We start from the raw sequence: 16276 nt of genomic DNA, 5'->3' as shown, positions 1-16276 counted from the left end.
GCCGGTGCGGCATGGGTGAGGACCGGCGCTCTCGTTACCCACTGTCGTGCCGTGCCATGCCGACCGCGTGTCTGTATGAACGCCCCTCCGCGCGTCCTAGCCTGGCGACACCCCGTCAGCCTGGAGAGTGATCACCGTGGCGCAGTACCTCGTCGGCTCGCGCGCGAGCAACCTTGCCAAAGCTCAGGTCCGCGAATATCTGAAGCCCTTGCGGGAGCGGTATCCCGAGGTCACCTTCACCCACCGGGTGATCCTCGAAGGGGGCGACAAGGACCGCAGGGCGGCGATGTCCAGTGTGAGCGCCGTCAGCGGTGGTTCCGCTTTCAGCACCGAGCAGGAAGCAGCCCTGGTACGGGGTGACGTGGACGTCGTCATCCACTCGCTCAAGGACCTTCCCACGTCGAATCCGCCCGCACTCGTCCTGCTGCCCCCGCCGGCGCGCGAGGACGTGCGGGACGCGCTCTGCGGCTCCACTCTCGCGGGGCTCCGGAAGGGCGCCCGCGTGGGTACCGGTGCGCCGCGCCGTATCGGGCAGCTGCTCGCCGTGCGGCCCGACCTCGAAATGGTGCCGATCCGGGGGAACGTGCCGCCCCGGCTGAAGAAGATCGAAACGATGGGCCTGGACGCGGTCGTCCTCGCCGCCGCGGGGATCCACCGGCTCGGCCTCGACGACGCGATCGGTGAACTGCTGCCGCTCGACAAGTTTCCGCCGAGCCCCGGCCAGGGGGCGCTGGGGATTCAGGTACGCGAGGACAACACGGCTCTGCGCGAAATCCTCGTCGGCGCGGGCGACATCACCGTGGACGCGGCGGTACGGGCGGAGCGCTCCCTGCTCGCCGAGCTGCACGGGGGCTGCAGTGTCCCCCTGGGTGCGTACGCCGAACTCCTCGCGGACGGCAGCCTCGGTCTGTCCGGCCAGGTGACGTCGCTGGACGGCACCGAGCAGATCTCGGCACGGCTCACCGGTTCACCCGATGAACCGGAGAAGCTCGGCGCTGCCCTGGCCGCCCTGCTCGTCGACCAGGGCGTACTGCCCCTGCTCGACGCGGCGCGGGCCGCCACCGCCGCCGGGGCCGCGTGATCCCGCTACGCGGTCTTCCTGCCTACGGGACAGCCCTCGGCTAGCGCGAGGGCTGCTCCGGTGGGCGCTGGCGCGGCATGTTCGGGCGTACGCCCATCGCCGGCGCCGCGCGGCCCACGGGCGCCGGCTCGCCGCCGCGCGCTTCCCCGGGGCCCCGCACCGACACGGGCACCGCGCCGCCCGTACGGAACCCGATCATCCACTCCGCCGTCTCACCCCGTACGAGGTCGGTCATGTCGTCCGAGAACCTGCGCAGCACTCCCAGGCAGCGTTCGGTGGCCTCGCTCGCCGTGCCCTCCGCCGGGCCGAGCGCCTCGCGGACGCTCTCCGACGCCCAGTCGAACTGGAGCACCTGGAGCCGCCGCTGCACCGCCTGCGCCGTCGCCACGTCGCGCATCCAGCCGGCGGTCAGCCCGAACCAGCGGTCGCCCGCCGCGCACGCCACTCCGGCCAGCAGCGCCGGATAGCCCCACTCCGCCGCACCGTGCAGACCGGCCGCCAGGTCGAGCAGCGGCAGTAACGCCCCCACGATCGCACCCCCGGCCGCCCCCGCCCGCAGGGCCCGCGCCCCCCGGCGCTTCCAGGTCCGGTCGGCCAGGTACCAGCCCGCGGTCCGCAGAGCGGCCGACTCCACCCACCGGTACAGCTCGTCCAGGCGCTCGACCGGCTCGCCCCAGTCACCCGGCGGAAACGGTTCACCGGTCAGGTCCGCGCCCGGATCGGCGAGGGTGCCGGCGCCTGTGCACGTCCAGGTGTCCATGCCCGGAGCCGCGGCTGTATCCGTACCCGTAGCAGGACCGGCCGCGGGTACGGGTTTCGTACCCGGATCCGTGGCCGGGGCGCAGGCCCCCGTCTCCGGTCCCGTGTCCGCCCGGGGACCCGTGCCGGGGCCGCCCCCGGGTCGTACGGCGTCCTCATCGGGCTGCGGCATCTCCGGCTGGCCCACCAGGCTCCTCCCCTCCGTCACGCACGGTGCGCGCGTGCCTACCGGGCCGCGCCGGACCGTGCCGGACACCGGCCGTACTGGCGCACCGGCCCTGACTGGACACCGGCCGTGCGAACGCTGCTGATGCGAGTGCCCTTCATACCGCCGAATGGTGGGCGATGGCGCCGTTATGCCAGGGTTTACGACTGTAAGCGGGCCGTGATCAGGTAGAGGAGCCGTCGTACTCTCACCCGAAAGAGTTGGTCCTCGCGGTGGAGGGCGGGCCGACCGGGGACCACGTAGGCTCGTTTTACGCAGTGAAACGCGGCAGGAACACAGTCCTGGCGCAGTCGGAATGTCGTCGAACAGCCTCGGAGTGACCCGTGATTCCCGGTGGTGGCCAGCCCAATATGCAGCAGCTGCTTCAGCAGGCCCAGAAGATGCAGCAGGATCTCGCGCAGGCTCAGGAGGAACTGGCACGGACCGAGGTCGACGGCCAGGCGGGCGGCGGTCTGGTCAAGGCCACCGTCACCGGCTCCGGTGAGCTGCGCGGCCTGGTGATCGATCCCAAGGCCGTCGATCCCGAGGACACTGAGACCCTGGCGGACCTGATCGTCGCCGCGGTCCACGCCGCCAACGAGAACGCTTCGGCGCTCCAGCAGCAGAAGCTCGGTCCGCTCGCCCAGGGGCTCGGCGGTATGCCGGGTCTCGGTATCTGAGGCGTGCGGGGCGGGTGACACCAGAGCTTCCGAAGGTCTTCACGCTCCCGAGGTTCTAAGGGAACCCCACACCAACTACCGTAAGTTCCACAGCAGAACGAAAGAGGCGCTCCGTTGTACGAAGGCGTGGTCCAGGACCTCATCGACGAGTTGGGCAGGCTGCCCGGCGTCGGTCCCAAGAGCGCGCAGCGGATCGCCTTCCACATCCTCCAGGCCGAGCCCACCGACGTGCGTCGCCTCGCGCACTCGCTGCTCGAAGTGAAGGACAAGGTCCGGTTCTGCGCGGTGTGCGGCAATGTCGCGCAGGCCGAGCTCTGCGGGATCTGCCGGGACACCCGTCGCGACCAGACGGTCATCTGTGTCGTCGAGGAACCGAAGGACGTCGTGGCGGTCGAGCGGACCCGTGAGTTCCGGGGCCGCTACCACGTGCTCGGTGGCGCCATCAGCCCCATCGAGGGCGTCGGACCCGACGATCTGCGGATCCGGGAACTCCTGGCCAGGCTCGCGGACGGCGCCGTCACGGAGCTGATCCTGGCGACCGACCCGAACCTGGAGGGCGAGGCCACGGCGACGTACCTCGCGCGAATGATCAAACCCATGGGTTTGAAGGTCACACGCCTGGCGAGTGGTCTTCCTGTCGGTGGAGATCTGGAATACGCGGACGAGGTCACGCTCGGTCGTGCTTTTGAGGGGAGACGACTACTCGATGTCTGACGCAACGCTGAACAAGGTCACGGAAGACCCGAACGACTTCGACGTCCAGATCGCCGACCAGGTCGAGTCCTTCATCGTCGCGGTCACCGAGGTGGCCAGGGGTGATGAGCCGGACAGGGCGGTGCCCTTCCTGCTGCTGGAGATCTCCCAGCTCCTCCTGGCCGGCGGCCGCCTCGGCGCGCACGAGGACATCCTCCCGGCCGACCGTTACGAGCCCGACCTCGGCCCGGAGCCCGACGCCGACGACCTGCGGGAGCGCTTCGCGCAGCTGCTGGAGCCGGTCGACGTGTACTCCGAGGTGTTCGACCCGTACGAGCCGCACAAGGCCCCCGTCGCCTGCCGCATCAGCGACGACCTCGCGGACATCCTCACCGACCTCCGTCACGGCATGGCCCATTACCGCGCGGGCCGGACCACCGAGGCGATGTGGTGGTGGCAGTTCTCGTACTTCTCCAACTGGGGTTCCACCGCGGCGGCCGCGCTGCGCGCACTCCAGTCCCTGGTCGCCCACGTCCGTCTCGACCAGCCGCTCCCGGCCCTCGACGGCCTGGACACGGACCAGGACCTGAGCGAAGAGGTACTGGCCGAGGAGGCGGGCCGCGTCATGGCCGAGGAGATCGGTGCTCCGCTGGGACTCCCCTCGGTCTGAGCGGTGAGTGGTGGGTGCTGAGCGGGTCGCTTGATGCTGAGCGGCCCGCTGAGTGCTGAGCGGCCCGTGTCGCTGTGCCGTCGGGCCGGCGATGGTGTGGCCCGGCAGACAGTGCGCCAGGAGCAGATCCCCGGCCCGGCCCCAGATCTGCTCATGGGCGGCGCTTGCAGTGGGAGAGGGCGCAGCGCTCTCCACTGCGCTCACCCGCGGCTCTACCTCATCGCGTGGGTGCTGCGGCGGTACGACGTGCCGTCCATCGGGTGAATATCGGCCGGTCCTGAACTCATTGAGCCCATGCCTTCACTCGGATGCCCCGGTCTCCGGTGGCGGGGCGTCATATTCCTGCTGATGGTGAGGACGTCGCTTCTGCGAATCGATGAGCCGACGGAGTGTCAGCCGTCGCAGTCGTGGCGAAAGGAATCCTCTCAATGCGCACTGCCCGTACCTTGCTCGCGTCAGCTGCTGTGACTGCCGCCCTTGCCTTCACCGCTCCCGCCGCGTACGCCCTGACGACGGCCGTCACGCCGGCCTCGGACAGCGGCGCAGCCGCTAGTAGCGGCCATGACAACCCCGGCAACAGCGACGGCGGCGGCCGTGGCGACCACGGCCATGACCACGGGCAGGGCGACCACGGTGACCACGACCACGGCGACCACGGCGACCACGGTCACGGTGACCACGACCACGGCGATCACGGCCACGGTGACCACGACCACGGCCGGCCGCACGGTGGGATGCGTACGGGTGGTGGCGCTCTCGCGATGACTCCGATGGTGACGACGGGCGACGACGGCGGCGACGCGTACGGCGGCGACGGCCACGGTGACCACGGTGACCACGACCACGGCGACCACGGCGACCACGACCACGGCGATCACGGCCACGGTGACCACGACCACGGCCGGCCGCACGGTGGGATGCGTACGGGTGGTGGCGCTCTCGCGATGACTCCGATGGTGACGACGGGCGACGACGGCGGCGACGCGTACGGCGGCGACGACCACGGTGACCACGACCACGGCGACCACGGCGACCACGGTGACCACGACCACGGTGACCACGGGGATCACGACCACGGTGACCACGGCGATCACGACCACGGCCGGCCGCACGGCGGGATGCACACCGGCGGTGGTGCCCTCGCCATGAACACGGCGCTGACCATGGGTGACGACGAGGGCTCGTCCGCCGGCATGGACGAGGGCGGCTCCTGGAAGGACGACTCCTGGAACAACGACCAGGACGGTTCCTGGAACGACCAGGACGGTGGCCGTGACCACGGCCGGCCGCACGGTGGGATGCACACCGGTGGCGGCGGCCTCGCGGCCAACAGCGGCGTGGCCGCTGGTTCGGTGCTGCTCCTCGGCGGCGTCGGCGCGGGCATCTACATGGTCCGCCGCCGTCGCAACGCCTCCGGCCTGTCGGTGGCCTGACCGCCATACCGGTAGCAGAACCGGCGTTGACGAGGCCACCGCCCCCCCGGGGCGGTGGCCGCAACGGTTGCGAGCCCCGCCTGCGGACGCCCCCGACTCGCCCTGAACGCACCGCGAACACGTACTGATCAGACAGACCTTGCACCCCCACCGGAACACCTTCCGCCCCGCCCACCTTTTCCGCCGCCCCGCCCGAAAGGCAGCACCCGATGGCCGCTGAGAAGCTTCCCCAGCCGAAGCCTTCCGTCCCGTCCCCGAAGAACGTTGTGCGACCCCTCCACCGAGTACTGCTGTGGCCTGTCGCGGCAGCGGGCGTGGGCGCTCTCCTGCTCTGCAACTCCTTCGGAATCGGGTTCGGGAACCCGGCGGGTGACGCCAAGGTGCAGTCCGGGCCCGCGGCCGAGGTCTCCGCGGCCCCGCGGGCACCCCTGCCCGCGGCCGTCGACCCGCTGCCCCGTTCCGAGCCGACGAGGCTGACGATTCCGACGATCGCGGTCAACGCACCGTTCACGCCACTGGACCTCGGCACATCGGGCCGGCTCAACCCGCCGCCGGCGGACAACACCAACATGGTCGGCTGGTACAAGGGCGGCGCCACTCCCGGGGAGCGCGGCGCGGCGATCGTCGCGGGCCACGTCGACACGAAGACCGGTCCCGCGGTGTTCCTGCTGCTGCGGACCCTCAAGCGGGGAAACGAGGTGGACATCACCAGGAAGGACGGCACGGTCGCCACCTTCAAGGTCGACTCGGTGGAGACGTTCAGCAAGGCCGACTTCCCCGACAAGCGCGTCTACGGCGACACCCCCGACCCCCAGCTCCGCCTGATCACCTGCGGCGGCGAGTACGACCGGGCGGCCCAGGACTACGTGGACAACGTGGTCGTCTTCGCCCACCTCGCCTCGTCCAAGGGGGCCTGAGACGCGGCCTGGTGACGGCACCCGCCCCCGTCGATGGGCGGGTCACCGGGCCGGCCCCCGCTCTTGCATGAGCCGCACGGGTGTGACGCGCCCCACGTTCCGAGTGGCCTGGTTGATAGGGGGCAGGCATCCTCACCGAGCGGCCGTGCCACCGGACGATGATCATTGAGTGAGCGGGACATCTCACGATCTGATACATACGAGGTGTCGTGCGGCCGCTCGTTAGACTGAGCCGACCGCAGAAATGACTGGATCGAGGAGCGCACGTGGGCCTTGTCGTGCAGAAGTACGGAGGCTCCTCCGTAGCCGATGCCGAAGGCATCAAGCGGGTTGCCAAGCGAATCGTCGACGCCAAGAAGAGCGGCAACCAGGTGGTTGTCGTGGTGTCAGCGATGGGCGACACGACGGACGAGTTGATCGATCTTGCCGGGCAGGTGTCGCCGATTCCTGCCGGGCGGGAGTTCGACATGCTGCTGACCGCCGGAGAACGGATCTCCATGGCCCTGCTGGCCATGGCGATCAAAAACCTGGGCCACGACGCCCAGTCGTTCACGGGCAGCCAGGCCGGTGTCATCACCGACTCGGTCCACAACAAAGCGCGGATCATCGATGTCACGCCGGGGCGGATCCGTACCGCTCTCGACGAGGGCAACGTGGCCATCGTCGCCGGTTTCCAGGGTGTGTCGCAGGACAAGAAGGACATCACCACCCTCGGCCGCGGCGGTTCGGACACGACTGCCGTCGCACTCGCGGCGGCCCTCGACGCCGAGGTCTGCGAGATCTACACGGACGTGGACGGTGTCTTCACCGCTGACCCCCGGGTCGTCAAGAAGGCCCGGAAGATCGACCGGATCTCCTTCGAGGACATGCTGGAGCTCGCCAGCTCCGGTTCCAAGGTGCTGCTGCACCGCTGCGTGGAGTACGCACGCCGCTATGACATTCCGATCCATGTCAGATCCTCGTTCTCGGGGCTCCAGGGCACATGGGTCAGCAACGAAGCACGAGTCGAAGCACAAGGGGAACCGACAGTGGAGCAGGCCATCATCTCCGGTGTCGCGCATGACACCTCCGAGGCGAAGATCACGGTCGTCGGTGTGCCCGACAAGCCGGGTGAGGCCGCCGCGATCTTCCGCGCCATCGCGGACAGCCAGGTCAACATCGACATGGTCGTCCAGAACGTCTCCGCCGCGTCGACCGGTCTGACCGACATCTCCTTCACGCTCCCCAAGGACGAGGGCCGCAAGGCCGTCGACGCGCTGGAGAAGTCGAAGCCGGTCGTCGGCTTCGATTCGCTGCGCTACGACGACCAGATCGCCAAGATCTCTTTGGTCGGGGCCGGTATGAAGACCAACCCCGGCGTCACGGCGACCTTCTTCGAGGCGCTCTCGGACGCGGGCGTGAACATCGAGCTGATCTCGACATCCGAGATCCGCATCTCGGTGGTCACGCGTGCCGACGAGGTCAACGAGGCCGTGCGCGCCGTGCACACCGCCTTCGGTCTCGACAGTGACTCCGACGAGGCAGTCGTCTATGGAGGCACCGGGCGATGACCGGCACCGGCCTCCGGGCAGGAGGCCGTAAGCCGGCGCTCGCGGTCGTGGGAGCGACCGGGGCCGTGGGCACCGTGCTGCTCCAGATGCTGTCGCAGCACGCCGACATCTGGGGCGAGATCAGACTCTTCGCCTCCCCGCGCAAGGCCGGCCGCAAACTGGTCGTGCGCGGGGAGGAGACCGAGGTGCTCCCTCTCGCCGAGGAGGCCTTCGAGGGCGTCCAGGTCGCGCTCTTCGTCGTCCCCGACGACGTCGCGAGCGAGTGGGCGCCCGTCGCCGCGTCCAAGGGCGTGGTGGTCGTGGACAGCTCCGGTGCCTTCCGGATGGACCCGGACGTGCCGCTCGTGGTACCCGAGGTCAATCCGCACGCCGTACGGCTCAGGCCGCGCGGCATCATCGCGTCCCCGCACTGCACCACGCTCGCGATGATCGTCGCGGTCGGCGCTCTGCACGCCGAGTTCGGGCTGCGTGAGCTGGTCGTCTCGACGTACCAGGCGGTGAGCGCCGAGGGGCGCCCCGGTGTGGAGGCGCTGCGCAGCCAGACCGCGCTCGTCGCCGGTACGGAGCTGGGCACGCACCCCGGTGACGTCCGCAGGGCCGTGGGCGACGACACCGGGCCCTTCGCGGCCCCCATCGCGCTCAACGTGGTGCCCTGGTCCGGCTCGCCGGCCGCCGACGGCTGGTCGTCCGAGGAGCTGATGCTCCGCGCCGAGACCCGCAAGATCCTGGACCGGCCGACGCTCCCGGTGGTGGCGACGTGCGTGCGGGTCCCGGTCGTCACCACGCACTCCCTCTCCGTGCACGCGCGCTTCGAGAACGAGCTGACGCTCGGGCGGGCGCACGAGATCCTGGCGACCGCGCCCGGGGTGGTGCTCTTCGACGACCCGGACGCCGGGGACTTCCCGACTCCGGCCGACGCGGTGGGCACGGATCCGGCCTGGGTGGGGCGAGTACGGCGGTCGCTGGACGATCCGCAGGCGCTCGACCTGTTCGTCTGCGCCGACAACCTCCGCAAGGGGGCCGCCCTCAACGCCGCACAGATCGCCGAGGCCGTCGCGGCCGAGCTCTCGGTGCCGGAAGGCTGAAGGGCACCCCCGTCCGGTGTCCCGTACCTGATCCTTTGTAGATTTTGTGTGCCCGCTGTGAGCAAGACGTGAGTCTGAACCACTTGAACTGGGGCTCGTGCCTGTTACACGATTCAGTCTCCCGAACCTCTGCAACCGCAGCCGGGGCGTGTGCGTCTTTGGGGTGGCCTCTTCCCGCGCAAGATGCCGTGGAAAAAGGGGCATTGGGGGAGATCGGGTACGCATGAGGGCATTGGCCGCATCGTCAAAGGCGACGCCATACGCGTACAACCCTGGCGGGGGGAAGCGTGTCCAACTGGCGTGGCAGAGGTTCTCGATATTGCAGTGGTGCCCGGACGGGGCGGAGTGGTCCTCCCGCTCCGGCGACCGCGCGTGTCCGGCGGTATGCCGGTGATCGCCCCCGTGCCGACCACCCGGTCCGGTGCTGTCGCCTCCCAGAGCGGCGAGGGCGCTGACGACTCCATGGCCGCCGGCACCACCGTCGATCACCTGACTGAGACCTACCGCGCCCACTACCGGTCGCTGCTGGGGCTCGCGGCGCTCCTCCTCGACGACACGGCCTCCTGCGAGGACGTCGTCCAGGAGGCGTTCATCCGCGTCCACTCGGCGCGCAAACGGGTCAGGGACCCCGAGAAGACGCTCGCGTATCTGCGCCAGACCGTGGTGAACCTGTCCAGGTCAGCGCTGCGCAGGCGCATCCTCGGGCTGAAACTCCTCTCCAAGCCGATGCCCGACATGGCGAGCGCCGAGGAGGGGGCGTACGACCTCCTGGAGCGCGACGCGCTCAAGAAGGCCATGCGCAACCTCCAGCGTCGCCAGCGCGAGGTCCTGGTGCTCCGTTACTTCGGTGACATGACGGAGGCGCAGGTGGCCGACGCGCTGGGGATATCGCTGGGTTCGGTGAAGGCGTACGGTTCGCGCGGCATCGCAGCGCTGCGGGTGGCCATGGAGGCACCGGCATGAGCGACGCAGACCAGGCAAACGACGGGCAGGACGGCCCCGACGGGCCTCAGGGCCCTCGGCGCACGCCCGAGGAGCGGGACATGCCCGCCGAGTGGCGCAAGCAGCACGGCCGGCCCACCCGGCCCGTGGACGACCAGGCGGGGAACGGAATGCAGAACGACGGTTCCCACGACGCTGTTGACGGCCTCGACGAGGACGAACTCGAACTGCGCAGGATGATGCACGGCGCCGTGCGGGGGCTCACCCCGTCCGACGACGCGCTCGACCAGCTGCGCAGGGCCGTACCCGCGCGCAGGGCCCGGCGGCGGCAGATCGTCGTCGGCACGGCCGCGGCCGCGCTGCTCGTCGGGACCGCGATCCCGGCGTTCATCCATGTCGCCGGTGCGGGGGACGGAGTCAGGAACAGCCCCGCGATGGCGGGCGGTGGCCACCACACCCCCGGCGGCACGGGCGCCGCGGCTCCCGACGGCGGCAAGAAGGACAGCAAGCCGTCAGGCGACAGCGGCACCGACGGCGGGAACAAGAAGAAGGGCGCGTCGAAGGGGGCCGGGAGCGGCACCCACGGCGGTTCGGACGGCGGGGTGACCGGCCCGTCAGGCAAGGCGCCCGACTCGCTGCCGTCCTGCGCGGCCCAGCAGCTCGGGGTCACATCGGCGGCCACCGGCACACCGAACGCCGACGGCACGGTCTACGGAACCTTCCGGGTCTCCAACGTCTCGCACAGCCAGTGCGCGGTCAGCGACGCGGGCACGGTCAACTTCCAGGCGATGGGCGCCGCCGACGCCGCCCGCATCACCGTGGTCGACCACACGGCGGGCGACGCGGCGGCCGGTCTGCCCGACCCGTCGCAGGACGCGACCGGTCTGGTGCTCGGCCCGTCCCAGGCGTACGAGGTGAAGTTCGCCTGGGTGCCGACCGCGACCTGTCCCACCGGTGGCGGTGCCACTCCTGACCCGACCCCGTCGGCAGGCTCCGGTGACACCGGAGGATCCACGGCCTCGGCGGGAACGGGTGACGGGGCCCCGCCGGCCGGCGGCGACACCGGAACCACCCCGCAGCTCGGCAGCGGCGACGGTACGTCGGACGGCAGCGTGGCCGTGGTGCACGAGGCGGAACCGGGCGTACCGGCCGCGGAGGCGACCATCCCCAACGCGTGCGCGGGGACGATCTACCGCACCGGGCTGCTGACCGCGCCGTAGCGGCCGCACCGGGACCCGTGCGTGGGCCGGGCTTGAGCCCGGGCATGACGGGCCGTACACCGGCTAGTGCCTCGGCCTGCCACGGCACTAGCGGCGCCCGGAGACCTCCGGAGCGGCCGCCTCGTCGGGCGTAGCCGCCCCGTCGGAAGTAGCAGAAGTAGCCGCCACGGTGACCGGTTCCGTGTCCTCCGGCACGATCCCCAGCTCCAGGTCCCTGAGTGCCTCGGCCTCGCGCCTGGCCAGCCGGAACCACATGAAGACCACGAAGCCCGCGAAGACGAACCACTCGCCGGTGTAGCCGAGGTTCTGGAAGGACTGCAGGTCGAGCCCGCTGTTCTGTGGCGCCGTCGCCGGGACGGGCTTCAGGCCCGCGGAGGCGCGCGGCAGGGTGATCCATGCGTCGTACACGGGGTACGGCACGACGTTCACCAGGGAGGCCGCGCTGATGACCCCGATCTGGCCGGCCGGCAGCCCGGCCCCGGTGTACGCCCCGTCGGTCCCGCTGTTCTCGGAGGGCTGGAGCGATCCGGTGACCTTGACATCGCCCTTCGGCGCCGCGGGCACCTTCGCGCCGTGCGGCAGCCAGCCGCGCACCACGGGGAGTGCCTTGCCGCCGTCGGTGCGGAGCAGGGCCAGCACGTACGACCCCTCCTTGCCGTCCACGACCCGGTCCGGCACCAGGAACTGCTCGCCGTACGTGCCGGTCGCGCTGGCCTGCCGCCCGGAGGTGTCGAGGTTCACGGGCAGCAGGGAGTCGAGCGGCGCCGAGGCCTGACGGGCCGGGTCGGGCCGGTGCTCGTCTGTCCGGTGGGTGGCCACCCGGGCCTCGAACCTGCTCAGCTGCCAGGACCCCATGAAGATGCAGAAGGGGATGGCGAGCAGGGCGAAGACGGTGATCCCCAGCCAGCGGGGTGTCAGCAGGAACCGGTACACATCTCTTACGGTACGGGGCGCGGTTCGGGGCCGGTGCCCCGGACCCCGGGCAGCGCCGCCACCCCGTCCCGTCGCCCCCGTACCGTAAGAGCCGGAATGGCCCTGGCCAGTGCCCGCCGAGGCACTAGCCCGCGTTCACGTACCGCTGGGCGAAGTCGAGCTCCAGCCGGACCTGCTTGATCCGCTCCTCCACCACCAGCGAGCCGTGGCCCGCGTCGTACCGGTACACCTCGTGGACCGCCCCGCGGCCGGCCAGCCGGTCCACGTAGTTCTCGACCTGCCGGATCGGGCAGCGCGGGTCGTTGACGCCCGCCGAGATGTAGACCGGCGCCCGTACCGCGTCCACATAGGTCAGCGGCGACGAAGCGGCGAACCGCTCGGGCACGGTCTCCGGGGTGCCGCCGAGCAGCGTCCGGTCCATCGCCTTGAGCGCTTCCATCTCGTCGTGGTACGCCGTGACGTAGTCCGCGACCGGCACCGCGGCCAGCCCCACCGCCCACACGTCCGGCTGGGTGCCGAGCCCGAGCAGCGTCAGATAGCCGCCCCAGGAGCCACCCGCCAGGACCAGCCGGGCCGGGTCGGCGAGGCCGGACGAGACCGCCCAGGCGCGGACGGCGGCGATGTCCTCCAGCTCGATCAGCCCGACCCGGTGCTTGAGCGCGTCGGTCCAGGCGCGGCCGTAGCCGGTCGAGCCCCGGTAGTTGACCCGTACGACCGCGTAGCCGTGGTCGACCCAGGCCGCCGGGCCCGAAGCGAACGCGTCGCTGTCGTGCCAGGTCGGGCCGCCGTGGATCTCGAAGAGCGTGGGGAACGGGCCGTCCCCCGCGGGCTGCTGCACCAGCGCGTGGATCCGGCCGCCCGGTCCCTCCACCCAGACGTCCCGCACCGGCACGGACTCCGGCGCCTTCAGGCCCGGCGGGTCGAGCACGACCGCGCCCGACGTGGAGCGCACGACCGGCGGCAGCGCGGCCGACGACCACAGGTACTCGACCGTGCCGTCGGGCCTGGCGGTCGCGCCGGACACCGAACCGGCCGGGGTCTCGACGCGGACGAGCTGACCGGTGGCCAGCTCGTACCGCCACATCTCGCTGCGCGCCTCGAAGCTGTGCACGATCAGCAGCGCGGACCCGTCCGGATACCACTCGGCGCTGACGTCGCCCGGCAGCTCGATCGCCGGGGCGCTCTCGGTGTCGGCCGCCACGTCCCACACCATCGGCTCCCAGCGGCCCCGCCGCTGGTGCCCGACGAGCAGCCGGGTGTCCCCGGCGACCGGCGCGAACCCGAGCACCTGGAGCCCCAGTTCCTCGGTGCCGCCCTTGGTGTCGTCCAGCTCGGCGACCGTGGACCCGTCGGTGCGGACCACCCGCAGTGCGGAGTGCATCGCGTCGCCGTGCTCGGTGTGCTCAAGCGCGATGAGCGTCCCGTCGTACGAGAGGTCGCCGACCCCGGCGGACTCCCGGTGCCGGTAGATCTCGACCGGACCGGCGCCCGGCCGCACGACGTGGACCGTCGAGCCGTCCTCGTCCGTCGACCGGCCGACCACGGCGGTGCCGTCCCTGCCGATCCCCAGGCCGCCCGGGTAGGAGGGAGCGAGACCCGGGGTGGCGGGTTCGTCGGGTCCGCCGCGGAAGGGCTGGCGCATCCAGACACCGAATTCGTCCCCGTCGGTGTCGTTGAACCACCACAGCCACTCGCCGTCGGGCGACAGGGTCCCGTCGGTCGTCCCTCCCCCGGAGGGGGTGCTCCCAGGCCGGTCGGTGGCCCGGCGCTGCTCGCCGCTCGTACGGTCCCAGGTGTACAGCTCGTACCTGCCGGTCGCGTTGGAGACGAAGAGCGAGCGGTCCGGGGCGTCCTCGGCCCAGTCGGGCAGCCCTACACGCGGGGCCCGGAAGCGCTTCTCCCAGTCGGGCATGGACTTCTCGTCGTCACTCATGCGCCCCATTGTGGCTGCCCCGCCCGGCGGGCCGGGCCGGACGCCCCGGTCAGATGTCCTGCGCGGGCCAGTTGAGCAGCCGGGCGCCGATGACCGCGGTCTGGAGCGTGTAACGGTGCCCGGGATCGGCCGGGTTGGCGCCGGTCAGCTGGCGGATCCGCTCCAGCCGGTAGGTGAGCGCCCGCACGCTCAGCGACATCCGGCGGGCCGCCTCGGCCGCCACGCAGCCCGCGTCGAAGTAGTGGCCGAGCGTCGAGACGAGCGGTTGCGCGCCGCCCCGGGCCTGCTGGAGCGGTCCGAGCGCGCTGTGCACCAGATCGACCAGGGCCTCCCGGTCGCGGGTGAGTACCGGGTAGACGAGCAGGTCGGCGGAGCGCAGCAGCGGGCCCTCCAGGTTCATGCGGGCCGCGAGTTCCAGGGCGTTGAGCGCCTCCTCGTAGCTGTGCACGATGCCGCCGGAGCCCGGGTGCGGGCGGCCTATCGCCACCTGTACGCCGTCCTCGGCGGTGGCCGCGTACGCCTGCTTGGCGAAGTACGTCAGGACGTCGTCCTGGTCGCCGGGGGCGATGCAGATCAGCCGTCCGTCCTTCGTGGTCAGCAGGATGCTGCGGTTGCCGAAGCGGCTGAAGAGGGCCAGCTCGACGGTGCGCGTGACGGCGGCGCCCTCGTCGTACGCGCCGGCGCACTGCGCGACCGCGACCGCGTGGGTACGGGACAGCCGCAGCCCGAACCGCTCGGCGCGCTCCGCCAGCCGCCCCAGGTCGCTGCCGCCGTACAGCAGGTCGTCGATGAACTCCCGGCGCACGGCCTCCTCCTGGCGTACGGCCATGCGCTGGGCCCGCTCGTAGCCCTCCGCGAACGCGTCGACGGCCAGCTCGACGGCGGTGAGCACGCTGGCCGCCGTGTTCCCGCTCACCGCTGCCGACCCGGTGGGCCAGGCCGAACGGGCGGCCGCGAGATGTGCGGCGACCAGGGAGCGCAGCGAGTGGCCGTCCTCCGCCGCCTGCTCGCCGAAGGTGCGGCGTGCGTCGAGTTCGGGCCGGGTCGGGCGCCTGCCGGTCACCAGGACATCGGCCAGCATGCGGGCGTACCCCTCCAGATATGTCCCGGGGGGCTTCTCGGATATGTAGGGCCCTGTCACACGCTCTCCTGCTTCTCCCTGTCGTCCGGCGGCGGTCCGGCCGGCCGGACCGGCAAACGGTCCGGCCGGCCGCTCCGGCGGTGTCCGCCCGCCGCACAGCCGCAAGGGTGGCAGACCGCGACGGATGGCGGAGCCAGGGGTTCGGCTCCGGCATCCGGTGAGAGCCAACTTTGCCGGGTCACGGCAATGCGGCGGCCGTCGCAGTCCCGCCAGAATGGGCATTGCGGAAACGGGGGAGAGCGGCCCGGTGCCGGGTTACGGAAACGTACGCCCGGCACCGGGGCGCCCTGCACGGGGGACGCACGGGGGAAACAAGGGGAAAAACGGGGGAATGGGGCTGCTCGATGGATGAGTTCATGGGCGCCGCGCTGGGTTTTCCGGCGGTTCTCTTCGGTGCGGCGCTGTTGGTGGTCATCGCCTTCTGGCTGCTCGTACTGGTGGGGGCCGCCGAGCACGACGCCTTCCATCTGCACCTCAGTACGGGGGAGACGGGCACGGCCGCTGCGGGGGGCAGCGGCGTGCCCGTCACCGTGCCGGTATCGCTCTTCACCCTCCTCGCCTGGTTCGCGAGTCTCGCGGGCTCGGTGCTGGTGCGCAGGGCCGAGCCGCCGGGCGGGGTCCGGACCGCGCTCGACGCCGCTGTGCTGGCCGCCGCGCTGCCGGCCGCCTGGATCGTGACGAGGTTCACCGTCCGCCGGATGCGCGCCCTCCTCCCGGCGCAGCCGCCGCCGTCCCGGCTGGACTTCGTCGGGCTCGTCTGCACCGTCCGCACCGGTTCGGTGACCGCCCGGTTCGGACAGGCCGAAGTCGCGTCCGACGACGGCTCGACCGCCGTGGTCCAGGTCAGGGCCCACGGCGACGACATCCTGCCCGGGCTCAGGTCCGGGGACACCGCGCTGCTGTACGCCTACGACGAACCGGGCGAGTTCTTCTGGGTCGCGCCGTTCGACGCGGCGCTCGATCCACGCGGCACCGGCTGAGTCCGCGCCCGGCGGCCCTCCCCCAGCCTCCGGCCGGGGCCCCACCCGCGCTCA

16 protein-coding genes are annotated in these 16276 nt (G+C 71.4%); 11 read left to right on the top strand and 5 right to left on the bottom strand.

The window, feature by feature from the left end:
- Positions 1–136 precede the first annotated feature (136 nt).
- Positions 137–1081, top strand: coding sequence for a hydroxymethylbilane synthase (gene hemC / locus OG452_RS15805; RefSeq protein ID WP_327296235.1), 945 nt, complete (start codon positions 137–139; stop codon positions 1079–1081).
- Between the two features lie 40 nt (positions 1082–1121).
- On the opposite strand, the gene OG452_RS15800 is transcribed toward hemC, so the two are convergent.
- Positions 1122–1841, bottom strand: a complete 720-nt coding sequence (locus tag OG452_RS15800) for an SLATT domain-containing protein (RefSeq protein WP_327296234.1) — start codon at positions 1839–1841, stop codon at positions 1122–1124.
- A 548-nt stretch (positions 1842–2389) separates the two neighbouring features.
- Here OG452_RS15800 and OG452_RS15795 point away from each other — a divergent pair.
- The 3 genes from OG452_RS15795 (at position 2390) to OG452_RS15785 (ending at position 4088) form a co-directional block, all read left to right on the top strand.
- On the top strand, positions 2390–2725 hold the full coding sequence (locus tag OG452_RS15795) for a YbaB/EbfC family nucleoid-associated protein (RefSeq protein WP_164262774.1): 336 nt from the start codon (positions 2390–2392) through the stop codon (positions 2723–2725).
- Between the two features lie 114 nt (positions 2726–2839).
- Positions 2840–3439 (top strand): recombination mediator RecR, encoded by a 600-nt coding sequence (recR, locus tag OG452_RS15790; RefSeq protein WP_327296233.1) that lies wholly within the window; start codon positions 2840–2842, stop codon positions 3437–3439.
- Positions 3432–4088: a DUF5063 domain-containing protein gene (locus OG452_RS15785; RefSeq protein ID WP_327296232.1), complete on the top strand. Its 657-nt coding sequence runs from the start codon at positions 3432–3434 to the stop codon at positions 4086–4088. Before recR ends, OG452_RS15785 begins: the two co-directional genes overlap by 8 nt.
- Positions 4089–4543: 455 nt before the next feature.
- Here OG452_RS15785 and OG452_RS15780 read toward each other — a convergent pair whose 3' ends face one another.
- Positions 4544–5212, bottom strand: coding sequence for a hypothetical protein (locus OG452_RS15780; RefSeq protein ID WP_327296231.1), 669 nt, complete (start codon positions 5210–5212; stop codon positions 4544–4546).
- 21 nt (positions 5213–5233) lie between these two features.
- On the opposite strand from OG452_RS15780, the gene OG452_RS15775 reads away from it, so the two are divergent.
- The 6 genes from OG452_RS15775 to OG452_RS15750 all read left to right on the top strand — a co-directional run bounded on the left by OG452_RS15775 (position 5234) and on the right by OG452_RS15750 (position 11235).
- Entirely contained in the window at positions 5234–5521 is a 288-nt protein-coding gene (locus tag OG452_RS15775) for a hypothetical protein (RefSeq protein ID WP_327296230.1), read from the top strand.
- Positions 5522–5730: 209 nt separating this feature from the next.
- Positions 5731–6438: a class F sortase gene (locus OG452_RS15770; protein ID WP_327296229.1), complete on the top strand. Its 708-nt coding sequence runs from the start codon at positions 5731–5733 to the stop codon at positions 6436–6438.
- 266 nt (positions 6439–6704) lie between these two features.
- Positions 6705–7988 carry an aspartate kinase gene (locus OG452_RS15765; RefSeq protein ID WP_327296228.1) on the top strand — a complete coding sequence of 428 codons (1284 nt, stop codon included), beginning with the start codon at positions 6705–6707 and terminating at the stop codon, positions 7986–7988.
- Positions 7985–9073, top strand: coding sequence for an aspartate-semialdehyde dehydrogenase (locus OG452_RS15760; RefSeq protein ID WP_327296227.1), 1089 nt, complete (start codon positions 7985–7987; stop codon positions 9071–9073). The genes OG452_RS15765 and OG452_RS15760 overlap by 4 nt, the downstream gene beginning before the upstream one ends.
- A 300-nt stretch (positions 9074–9373) precedes the next feature.
- Positions 9374–10036 (top strand): SigE family RNA polymerase sigma factor, encoded by a 663-nt coding sequence (locus tag OG452_RS15755; protein WP_405562046.1) that lies wholly within the window; start codon positions 9374–9376, stop codon positions 10034–10036.
- Positions 10033–11235 carry a hypothetical protein gene (locus tag OG452_RS15750; protein ID WP_327296226.1) on the top strand — a complete coding sequence of 401 codons (1203 nt, stop codon included), beginning with the start codon at positions 10033–10035 and terminating at the stop codon, positions 11233–11235. Before OG452_RS15755 ends, OG452_RS15750 begins: the two co-directional genes overlap by 4 nt.
- Before the next feature lie 87 nt (positions 11236–11322).
- Here OG452_RS15750 and OG452_RS15745 read toward each other — a convergent pair whose 3' ends face one another.
- The 3 genes from OG452_RS15745 to OG452_RS15735 all read right to left on the bottom strand — a co-directional run bounded on the left by OG452_RS15745 (position 11323) and on the right by OG452_RS15735 (position 15182).
- A complete protein-coding gene (locus OG452_RS15745) occupies positions 11323–12168 on the bottom strand; it encodes an SURF1 family protein (RefSeq protein WP_327296225.1) in 846 nt (281 codons plus the stop codon).
- A 124-nt stretch (positions 12169–12292) separates the two neighbouring features.
- Positions 12293–14110: a S9 family peptidase gene (locus OG452_RS15740; protein WP_442810024.1), complete on the bottom strand. Its 1818-nt coding sequence runs from the start codon at positions 14108–14110 to the stop codon at positions 12293–12295.
- A 40-nt stretch (positions 14111–14150) separates the two neighbouring features.
- Positions 14151–15182, bottom strand: a complete 1032-nt coding sequence (locus tag OG452_RS15735) for a PucR family transcriptional regulator (RefSeq protein ID WP_327299649.1) — start codon at positions 15180–15182, stop codon at positions 14151–14153.
- A gap of 404 nt (positions 15183–15586) precedes the next feature.
- On the opposite strand from OG452_RS15735, the gene OG452_RS15730 reads away from it, so the two are divergent.
- On the top strand, positions 15587–16222 hold the full coding sequence (locus OG452_RS15730; protein WP_327296223.1) for a hypothetical protein: 636 nt from the start codon (positions 15587–15589) through the stop codon (positions 16220–16222).
- The last annotated feature ends 54 nt before the right edge of the window (positions 16223–16276 follow it).

It is taken from the genome of Streptomyces sp. NBC_01197 (assembly GCF_036010505.1).
Taxonomy (GTDB): Bacteria; Actinomycetota; Actinomycetes; order Streptomycetales; family Streptomycetaceae; genus Streptomyces.
This window is presented reverse-complemented; position numbering and strand designations above follow the sequence as displayed.